Consider the following 10620-nt stretch of genomic DNA (forward strand, 5'->3'; position numbering starts at 1 on the left):
CGCAGAACGTCTTCCAGTCTTCCTTCGAGGCGATTTCGTAGTAGTCTTTTTTGTTGAAGGTTACTGCCACGGTCTGGTCGGAGCTGACGGTGGTGTTTTCGTTGAAGCCGCCGGTAAAGGCGATGGCATAATAATGGTGTTCGTTGTAGTCGCTGCCCATGAGGTCCTTTGCGGTAAAGGTGGGCATGTCGCCGTAGATGGCGTTGTTGCGGGTGGCGTAGTGCGTGGCTTTCACCTGGTCGTTGTAGGTGAAGTCCACTTTGCAGACGTGCTTCTCGGCTTTGTCGGTGGGCTGCGGATCGTTCTCGGTGCCGAGTGTCTGTCCCCAGAAGTTTCCGGCGCGCTTGTTCTGAAGCAGATAAGCCACTTCGCCGTTCCTGAGCTGCTCCTTGGTTACCTTCTTGCCCTGCGCCGTGCCGCAGGTGTTGAGGTTGTAGCAGTTGTTGAGGGTTGTGGTTACGCCGTGGTAAGCGTCATCTACAAAGGTTCTTGAAAATGTATCCCCATTGCTGCTGCCAAGATATAGGCAGTTGTTCAGAGTGCAGGTGCCTTCCTGACCGCTTACGAATCCCGTCATTTTTTCCTTTCCTTTATCCGTCGTGGCAGTGATATTACCCTTTACAACGCAGTCATCGATGGTAACATTGGCACCGAGTTTTACAATGCAAATCAAGCCCGCCGCGTTGCATCCACCATTGTCATAGCTGCTCGTGATGTTCACCGCGCTGACGCAGCCCGAGATGGTGGTAGTGCCATAGACGTTGCCAACCAATCCAGACAAAAACTTTTCGTTTGAGGTTATCTGCCCTTCGGTGCGCAGATTCTTTATGGTGGCTTTCTCTACAATGTAGAATGGTGCTATGTAACTCTTGTTGCCGACATTCCAGTTGACTGTGAGCGTATGGCCCTGTCCATCGAATATGCCGGAGTAGTTTTTGCGACTGCCTATCACCGCGATGTCTCCACCGAGGTTGACGTCCGCCGTCATCTTGGCATCAACGACGTTCTGTCCGCTTTTCACGAGGTCGCAGAACGCCTTCCAATCTTCCTTCGAGGCGATTTCGTAGTAGTCTTTTTTGTTGAAGGTTACTGCCACGGTCCGGTCGGTGTTGACGATGGTTGAGCCGTTGAAGCCGCCCTCAAAGGTGATTCCGGAGTAATAATGGTGCTCGTTGTAGTCGCTGCCAAGGAGGTCCTTTGCGGTAAAGGTGGGCATGCCGCCGTAGATGGCGTTGCCGTGGGTGGCGTAGCGCGTGGCTTTCACCCGGTTGTTGTAGGTAAATTCCACCTTGCGGACCCGCTTCGCGCCGTCGGCGGTGAGCTGCGGCGCGTTGCTGCCGAAGGCCTGTCCCCAGACCTGATCGTTTCTGCCTGCCTGCAACTGACAGGCCACGTAGCCGTTCTTGAGCTGGTCCTTGGTTACCTGTTCGCCCTGCGCTGTGCCGCAGGCGTTGAGGTAGTAGCAGTTTTTGATGGTGGCGTTGTAGGCGAAGGTGTTGCCGCTGGTGGCGTTGTTCGTGCCGACGTAGAGGCAGTTGGCCAGGGTGCAGGAGCCATTCTTGTTATATATAAACCCACCCATTCTTTTCTTGCCTTCGTCCGTCATGGCAGTGATGTTGCCTTCGACGAGGCAGTCAGTGATGGTGATATTGGCACTGCCGCCGCCTATATAAGAAATCATGCCCGCCGCATCGCATCTGCCGCCGGTATGACTGCTCGTGATGTTCACATTGCTGGCGCAGTTGGAAATGTTGACGGTGCCATAAGCGTCACCAACCAATCCTGACAAATAGTAACTGCTTGACTTGATTGTCCCTTCGGTACGCAGGTTCTTGATAATGGCGTTGCTTACTTTCTTGAAGGGGGCTATTTCAGAGTCTGAGCCGCCATTCCAGTTGAACTTCAGCGTATGGTTCTGTCCGTCGAACGTGCCGGCGTAATTGTTGCCCACCATCGCGATGTCTCCTCCGAGGTCGATGTCGGCTTCAAGACGGGCGTTGAGATTAGTCATGCCCTTTTCGTTGACGAGTTTGCAGAACACCTTCCATTCGTTGGCGTCCTTGATGAGTATCGTGCCGTATTGGTCCCGACGCGCCACAATGAAGGTGTGCGAGAAGGTGGTCGCCTCGCCTGCCGTGCCGCTGAACTTGAGCCAGAGGTCATCGTAGCGGAGGATGGCGTTGTTGCTGCTGGTAACGCTGAAGGACCCATTAGCATGAAAATTCCCGCCGCTCTTTGTTTTGCTATTATAGAGATAGTTACGTATGCAGTAAGAGGTATTGTTGAAAATCACGTCGGGCAGGCCTTCTGAGGTAAAGGTTACCCCGTCGCGCTTCGTGGTGACCGTCGTGCTGCACTGCGCTTTGGCACAGTTCTCACTGGCACTGCAAGTGGCGGTGAGGACTACCGTTCCGGGGCACTTGAACTTTAGGAATCCGTACGCGGTGACAGTCGCAATGTCATTATTGTCGACCTTGAACTCGGCCTTAACGTTGTGAGTATCATAGTTGATGACGGGGCCAAAAAAACTTGGTGGTATCGATGTGTAGTAGATACCCCAGTTCGGGATAACCGAGTGTCTTATACAATATAAATGCAGCGTGAATACGCCTCCTCCCCATGCCATTAGGAGTGGGTAATAACAGAAAGCTGAAAGAAGTTGTTTTGCCCTTAGAATAGTGACAGCTGTTTGGTGTCTTCGATGCAGTATCCCTGCAATGCCTTTGGCTTATTGTCGAAGAAGCAATATGCTCCCAATGCTGAAATAAGGTTCATGATAAAGTTGGTTACAGATCTATGGCGTGAGTGTACAATCTGTGCAGTATTCTTCAGCATGTCGTTAATGGTTTCGATAATGTATCTCTTGCGCAGCATCATTCTGTCATAGAACGGCATCAGCTTGTTTTTCATGTTTACGCGCAACCCTGTCACCAGCTGTATTCCATCCTCAAAGAGGAAGTTAAACAGCTTCTGCGAAATATAGCCTTTGTCAGCGAACAACTTGCCGTACAGTCGTTTAGCAAGAACCTTGAACACATTCGGGTCCTTGTCGCTGACATTTGCGCCTGTAAGGACAAAGGCTATTATCTCGCCTCTGTCATTGCACGCAAGGTGGAGCTTAAAGCCATGGCACCAACCCATTGTTCCTTTTCCGTCAGTGGCAATTCCCTTGAATACCTTATTGTCATATCTCCTGAGATTATGGCATACGGGTATCATTGTGGAATCAACGAATGTTATGCCGGTACATCTTCCGAAAGCTCCCAGATTAAGGAAGAACATGAGCTGGAAGAACACGCGGCTTTCCAACTCCACAAAGCGGTTGTATGACACGGCTTTCGGAAAATAAGACTTCATCGTACCCTTAATGAAGAACAGGTAGTAGTGCTTGAAATTGCGGAATGTACCAAAATGAAAATACAACAGAATGGTCATGATTTCACTGTCGGACAACGACGCTTGGCGACGTCTACGCTTGACTCCGCTATTGTCTTCAAGTAGATTTCCTGCATTTTTTGCATCAAAATGTTTGCAAAACTCGTCTATTATACAAAATAATTCTGTAACTTTGTAATCGGTAGTCATATTAAATATGTTTGTAACTCTTTGTTTTTCACCTATAAAGGTACAAAATATTTATGAGACTACCAACTTTTATGAACAAAATCTTATCCCGAACTGGGGTAGTTCAATAACTCATACGCATTATTTGCTACGCTCATAAATCTATAAAATGTCAAAAAAATCTCTTAGGAACTATTTACTTAAAATGTTTTTAACGGTGTGCCTGTTCTTCGCCACACAGAATGCGCAGGCACAGGAAACGTCACTCTATCGATCGTTTGTCAATCCGCCGGCAGTGGCACGGCCGCATCTTTGGTGGCATTGGATGAATGGAAATATTACCAAAGACGGCATCTATAAGGATTTGATGTGGATGCACCGTATCGGCATCGGTGGATTTCATCATTTCGATGCTGGATTGGAAACGCCGCAGATTGTTGAAAAACGACTTGAATATATGGCTCCCGAGTGGAAAGACGCCTTTTCTTATGCCGTTCATTTGGCCGACTCATTGGGAATGGAGATGGCTGTGGCCAGTTCGCCCGGCTGGAGTTCTACCGGTGGCCCGTGGGTTACGCCTGAACAGGCGATGAAGAAATTGGTGTGGCGAGAGCTGGATGTGAAAGGGGGAATAACCTATCGTGGAATGCTGCCACCACCTTATACAGCAACGGGTTATTTTCAGAATTTCAACTCATCGGTACATGCACCTTTTGTCAGTGGTAACGAGGTGACCTATTATAAAGATATTGCCGTTGTGGCTGTGAAATGTTTGCCGACAGACCGCTCTATGGTTTCACTTGGAGCTACTGCAACAACGCTGGGCGGAGAAGTTTCGTTACGCACGCTTACCGATGGTGACCTAACTACTGCCGTGCAGCTTCCGTGCGACGAAAAAAATGGTTATACGTGGATACAGTATGCCTTTAGTAAGCCACAAACCATTCGGGCAATAAGTGTTGTAGACGGTCGGTTTCGTAACGAATGGGCCTCTGTTCCTGCCGATGTTAACAAGCATTTAGAGGCTGGCGATGACGGTATCGTTTTCCGTAAGGTGTGCGATATTCCCAGCGGAGGTGCTTCGCAACAAACAATAACCATTCCGCCCACGCGGGCGAAGTATTTTCGCATTCGTTTTGACAATGTTCCCCAAAAGAAAGTTACAGAGGTAGCGGAGCTTCAGCTTTACACCATTGACCGTGTGAACCACGCTGAAGAAAAGGCAGGTTTTGCAACACCACCCGATTTGGAGCTTTATCCCACGCCTGCCGATGCGTCTGCTACTGCGTTAAATGATGTGGTTGTGCTCACCGATAAAGTAGACTCGACCGGGCGACTGGTATGGAAAGTGCCCAAAGGAAATTGGCGTATCTATCGGTTCGGGTATTCGCTGACAGGTAAGAAAAATCATCCCGCATCGCCCGAGGCTACGGGATTGGAGGTAGACAAGCTGGATGCGCAGGCTGTGCACGATTATCTCAATTATTATCTCTCAACCTACGACGATGCTTCAAAACAGATGTTGGGAAAGAGTGGTTTGCGATCGATGCTTATTGACAGCTACGAATCGGGCTGGGAAACGTGGACGCCGAAGATGGAACAAGAGTTTGAGAGTCGGCGTGGATATAGTTTGGTAAAGTGGTTGCCCGTTCTTACCGGACAACTTATCGGCAGTGCCGACCGCAGTGAACGCTTTCTTTGGGATTGGCGGAAGACTATTGGCGAGCTGATTACCGAAAACCTGTATGCTCAAGTAGACAGCATATTGGCTGCTCGGGGGATGAGCACCTATTATGAAACGCACGAGAACGGGCGGCTTTACCTTGCCGACGGTATGGAAGCCAAGAGCAAAGGAGACATTCCGATGGCTGCCATGTGGTGTCAGCCCACCGATGCCGCTACTACGTCAATGTCTGAAAGCGACATTCGTGAGTCGGCGTCTGTGGCTCATCTTTACGGAAAACCCATTGTTGCTGCCGAATCGATGACCGCCAATGGGCTCTACTCCGGTGCTTACGTATTTTATCCGGGCAATCTGAAACCGGTTGCCGACCTCGAAATAGCTAACGGCGTGAACCGTTTCTTTATTCAAGAATGCGCTCATCAACCGGTAGACGACAAGCGACCCGGATTGGGACTGATGATGTACGGACCTTGGTTTAACCGCCACGACACGTGGGCCGAATGGGCCAAGCCGTGGACCGACTATCTGGCGCGCAGCAGTTATATGATGCAACAGGGACGTAGCGTGGCCGACATCTTGTATTATTACGGTGAAGACAACAATATCACCGGTCTCTTTGCCCACGTTCATCCCGATATACCCGCAGGTTACAATTTCGATTACATCAATGCCGACGCCCTCACCCGGATAATCACCTTCCGCAATGGTCGCCTCACCGCTCCCAGCGGAATGCAGTATCGTCTGCTGGTGCTGGATAAGAACGCCCGCAAGATGTCGCTTCCCGTATTGCGAACTCTTGCTCGATTGGCCCGTGAAGGAGCTCTTATCTGTGGACAGGTGCCCGAGCTGATGCCCTCGTTAACGGGAGATAGCCTTGAGTTTGCCCGACTGGTGCGCGAGGTGTTTTATTCGGGTCGCCCCAACGTTTACAACTATGCGTCGGCCGCCACTGTGTTGAGGGCTAACGGAATACTTCCCGATGTTGTGGTGAGCGAAGGCAATGGAGCCGAAGGAGCCGCTGCGCATTGGCGATATGTGCATCGCACCACCGACAACGCCGAGATTTACTGGCTCAACAACCGCACCGACCGGTCGCGCTCGCTTACCGTTACCTGTCGCACGGCAGGTATGAAACCCCTTCTCTGGCATCCCGAAACGGGGCAGACCGAAGAGCTTTCTTACCGTGTGGGTCGCGATGCAACCACTATTTATCTTGATATGGTGCCCAACGATGCCGTTTTCGTGGTATTTCAGGGAAAGGCGCAACCGGCCGAACAGCAGTTGCCCGCTCGTCGTATAACACCCGTGTGTCAAATCGAAACCAATTGGCAGGTAACTTTCCGCGATAATATGCCGACCGAGAAAACCCTCGTTATGCCTCGCCTGCAATCGTACACCGAACAGTCTGACCCCGATATCAAATACTATTCGGGCCGCGCCGTTTATCGCAATCGTTTCCTACTTCCGTCCTTCCCCCTCAAAGCAGCTCGCTATGTTTTAAATCTGGGTAAGGTAGGCTGCATGGCGCAGGTTATCGTTAATGGAAGGCGGCAGCGCATACTGTGGAAGGCCCCTTACACTGTCGACATTACCGACGCGCTGCAGAAGGGTGATAACCGCATTGAGGTAGAGGTGATAAACCTTTGGGCCAATCGGCTTATCGGTGATTGCCAGCCCAATAATCCCAAGTGTTACACCTACACGGGTTTCCCCTTTTATAAGGCCGATTCGCCCCTATTGCCATCGGGCTTACTGGGTCCTGTAGAGCTATCGATTGAGCATTAGCGGGTTGCGCTTTTTCTCCATCTCCACCTATCTTTTTTGCCGGGTGGAGGGGCATACAGAAATGTCGCCGCATCCTTTTGGGATGTGGCGACATTTTTAATCGAAACACTTGTAATAAATTATTTTGAGCATTGAAAGTGTCGGGATATCTAAACTGGTGACCGGATTGTATGTTCGGAATGTCGGAATGCCTGAAATGGTGACCGGACGGCTCTGTCGTTTTATCAGCCGTTTGTTACAATTATCTTTTTATCCTTATACGCAAAAGATGTGAGTTCAACAAGCAGCAGAACTCACATCTTTTATTATCTTACCAACTCGTGCGCGGGCTGTAATATTTTTCAGCGCGTGGGAGCAGGTAGACGGGTAAGCCAGTCGTTAAGTTCGTAAAGAGCGTTGTTGTGATAACGCCACGAGGACAGATAGCCAAAGCCGTGCCCGCCGGTGGGGTAAATGTGTAGCGTGCAGGCATTACCGGCGCGTTGCATGGCGCAATAGTAAGCCACACCGTTTTCTAAGGGTGGCACCACATCGTCGTCGGCGGTAAGAAAGAGAATGGTTGTCGGTGTTTCGCCGCTGCGTACCTGCAGCTCGTTGCAATAACGTTCTACCAACTTACGGTCGGGCTTATCGCCCAGAAGGTGATGGCGCGAACCGAGATGGGTTCCGGGTTGTTTCATCGTGATAACGGGGTAGAACAAAATGGCGAAGTTGGGTCGTGTGGCAGCCGATGCATGGGTTGAGAGGGTGCTGGCCACGTGTCCGCCGGCCGAAAAGCCCATGATGCCGACATCGGCGGGATTGATGTGCCATGCTGCGGCACTATCTCTCACAAGGCGCATGGCAGCTTCGGCATCGGTCAGCGGAATGATATGATTGGTGCGCGGCATGCGGTATTTAAGCACAAAGAAGGCAATGCCGCGTGGGTTGAAGAAGGCCGACCATTGATGACCTTCGTGGTCGATGGCCAAACTTTCGTAGGCTCCGCCCGGACAACAGATAACTGCGCGTCCCGTAGGCTTCTCGGGCAGGTAGCCAAAAAGTTGTGCGCCCTCGTTGCCGAGCGGAACTTGTATTTTGCGTACGGTGTTTTGTGCTTGCGCCGTCGTAGCGGCCAGCAGGCAAAACAGAAGTGTAAAAAGTTGCTTCTTGATGAAGCGGATGTAGGTTGTTTGATTCATTGTTTGATGATTATTTTGTTATTCGATAAGGTTTAGCGCAGTTCGAAAGCAGCCGTACCGCGTACATCCTCAGACGAAGCGCATACATAGGCTTTGAAAGTGCCGGGTTCGGCTACCCAACGGTGCTCTTTCTCTGAAAAGAATTGCAGGTCTTTGGTGGTAATATCGAATGTTACCGTGCGGGTTTCGCCCGGCATCAGTGCAATTTTTCTAAAGCCTTTCAGTTCTTTTCGCGGGCGTTCTACACTGGCTTTGTCGTCGCCGATGTACAGCTGCACAATCTCTTTGCCTGCTCTTTTTCCTGTGTTGGTTACAGCAACAGTGAGTGTGAGGTGTCCGTTGGGTGCGATGGTGCGCGACGAAAGGGTAGGCCGTCCGTATTTAAAGGTGGTATAACTTTGTCCGTAACCAAAAGGAAAGCGAGCTTTGATACCGCGCGTGTCAAAGTGGCGATAGCCTACAAAGATGCCCTCGCGGTAATATTCCTCGTAGTTAACACCGGGAAATCCTTCCGCCCCGTAAGCAAAGCAGGGATAGTCGTTTTGTTTAACGGCGAACGTTATGGGAAGTTTTCCGCTGGGATTTACTTTGCCCGAGAGTACATTGGCTAAGGCTGTTCCCGACTCGGAACCGAGATACCAGCAGTGAACCAATGCGCCGACGTTATCAATCCAAGGTGTGGCGTAAGGGTTTCCGCCAAAGGTTATCACCACAACCGGTTTCTTGAGTGCGGCCAATCCGGCAATCAACTCGTTCTGTCCGAACGATAGGTTGTAGTCTTCGCGGTCTCCGTTTTCACAATCTTGCAAGTGATTCTTGTTCAATCCGCCGATATACAAGATGATGTCTGCTTTGCGTGCTTTCTCCAAGGCCTCTTTTCTCAGTTGTGTTTGCACGGCAACGGGGATGGTGTCTATCTTGTCGTAATGTGCTCCACCCGATTCGTATCCCTGCGCATAATCAATTTTATCGCCATAAAGCGCCTTCAAACCTTCGAGTGGCGAGATGTCGTAAAGAGTTTTGAGCTCAGACGAACCGCCGCCTTTGGTGAGCGAGCGAGTGGCATTTTCACCCACAACAAGAATTTTGCCGTATTTCTTTGTGTCGAGCGGTAGCAGGTTTCGGGTATTTTTGAGCAACACGATGCCCTCTTCGGCTATTTGCCGACAGGCGTCGTAGTGGGCTTCAGAACATTGGTTGCCGATGATGCGGTTGGGGTTCATAGCCGTGCGGAATATCGTGCGTAGCACGCGCGATACCTTATCGTCGAGCACGCTCATGGGAATTTTTCCGGCTTTGAGCAACTGTTCGAACGGGCGCGCCAAATAATAGTCGTTGTATGTAAATTCCGACTCTTTCAACTTACCGTCGGTAAACGATCCCATCTCAATGTCAAGTCCGCCTGTTGCCGCCTGCCACGTGTCGTTTACGCCACCCCAGTCGCTGATAACAACTCCGTCAAAGCCCCATTGTCGTTTCAAAATACCGTTGAGCAACGAGTCGTGTTGACAGCAGTGTACACCGAGCCACTTGTTGTACGAGGCCATCATCGTCCATACTCCACCGCGCTGAACCGCCTTTTTAAAGGCCGGAAGATAGATTTCATTCACGGCGCGCTCGCTCACATTAACGTTCACTTTAAAGCGGTCGGTTTCCTGGTTGTTTAGAAAGAAGTGTTTCAGACAGCAGGCCACACCGTTTTGTTGGGTGCTGCGGATATAAGGAACCACCATCTCTCCGGCCAGATAAGGGTCTTCTCCCATATATTCAAAGCTGCGCCCGTTCAGTGGTGTACGGGCTATTGTGGTACCAGGACCTAGCATGATATGCTTATCGCGAAAGGCAAACTCTTCGCTTACGGCATTGCCATAGAGCGCGCTGAGGTCGGTATTCCAAGTTGCTGTGAGACAAGTGAGCGACGGAAAGGCTACGATAGAGTCGTTGGTCCAGCCCGCTTCGCCCCATCTGTTCCAATCGTTTTCGGCGCGTACGCCGTGCGGTCCGTCGTCCATGTTCAGCTGCCTAATGCCCAAGCGGGGAACACCGGGCGACGAAAACTTACCCTGTGCATGAATAACGGCAATTTTTTCGCGGAGCGTCATTCGGCTCAACGCATCTTTCACCCGTTCTTCAATGGGTGCTTTCGGGTTCAGATAAACCGGTTTTTGGTTTTGTGCTTGCAGTCCGATGTAGCCGGCAAGCATTGCTGTAAGTGCAATTGTTTTAATCATAGATAAATAAAGTTATATTACCTTAATTACGCAGCATAAACCCTTGAAGTCATCTAGACTTTTCCCTCTTCCTTATCTTTTTCAGAAAAATCAGTATAAATGCGATATAGTTCCAACCCTCCCAACTGGTTTGCGTGGTATCGAACCTGTTGAGCACGCTCCTGTATGAGTCCAG

Annotated in this window: 5 protein-coding genes; 1 reads left to right on the forward strand and 4 read right to left on the reverse strand. The window is 50.5% G+C overall.

Annotated features, from left to right (window positions below):
* Together HMPREF0670_RS16635 and HMPREF0670_RS02740 are read right to left on the reverse strand one after the other, a co-directional pair.
* Positions 1 to 2293: peptidase M26 (locus HMPREF0670_RS16635; RefSeq protein WP_232213844.1), on the reverse strand; the 2293-nt coding region annotated here is incomplete at its 3' end.
* Positions 2294 to 2670: 377 nt separating this feature from the next.
* Positions 2671 to 3585, reverse strand: coding sequence for an IS982 family transposase (locus tag HMPREF0670_RS02740; protein ID WP_009229632.1), 915 nt, complete (start codon positions 3583 to 3585; stop codon positions 2671 to 2673).
* 148 nt (positions 3586 to 3733) lie between these two features.
* Here HMPREF0670_RS02740 and HMPREF0670_RS02745 point away from each other — a divergent pair, with 148 nt between their 5' ends.
* The gene (locus HMPREF0670_RS02745; protein WP_009229633.1) at positions 3734 to 7033 is read left to right on the forward strand and encodes a glycosyl hydrolase; all 3300 of its coding nucleotides are present in this window, start codon (positions 3734 to 3736) and stop codon (positions 7031 to 7033) included.
* Positions 7034 to 7374: 341 nt separating this feature from the next.
* On the opposite strand, the gene HMPREF0670_RS02750 is transcribed toward HMPREF0670_RS02745, so the two are convergent.
* Positions 7375 to 8214 carry an alpha/beta hydrolase gene (locus HMPREF0670_RS02750; RefSeq protein ID WP_009229634.1) on the reverse strand — a complete coding sequence of 280 codons (840 nt, stop codon included), beginning with the start codon at positions 8212 to 8214 and terminating at the stop codon, positions 7375 to 7377.
* A 32-nt stretch (positions 8215 to 8246) separates the two neighbouring features.
* Positions 8247 to 10445 carry a glycoside hydrolase family 3 C-terminal domain-containing protein gene (locus tag HMPREF0670_RS02755; RefSeq protein WP_009229635.1) on the reverse strand — a complete coding sequence of 733 codons (2199 nt, stop codon included), beginning with the start codon at positions 10443 to 10445 and terminating at the stop codon, positions 8247 to 8249.
* Positions 10446 to 10620: the final 175 nt, after the last annotated feature.

The sequence above is a fragment of the Prevotella sp. oral taxon 317 str. F0108 genome, from assembly GCF_000162415.1.
Lineage (GTDB): Bacteria > Bacteroidota > Bacteroidia > Bacteroidales > Bacteroidaceae > Prevotella > Prevotella conceptionensis.

What these genes read in the sequence shown, in the direction of transcription:
- HMPREF0670_RS02745 (WP_009229633.1), top strand. Translation starts at nt 3,734, where the DNA reads ATGTCAAAAAAATCTCTTAGGAACTATTTACTTAAAATGTTTTTAACG.
- HMPREF0670_RS02750 (WP_009229634.1), bottom strand. Translation starts at nt 8,214, where the DNA reads ATGAATCAAACAACCTACATCCGCTTCATCAAGAAGCAACTTTTTACA.
- HMPREF0670_RS02740 (WP_009229632.1), bottom strand. Translation starts at nt 3,585, where the DNA reads ATGACTACCGATTACAAAGTTACAGAATTATTTTGTATAATAGACGAG.
- HMPREF0670_RS02755 (WP_009229635.1), bottom strand. Translation starts at nt 10,445, where the DNA reads ATGATTAAAACAATTGCACTTACAGCAATGCTTGCCGGCTACATCGGA.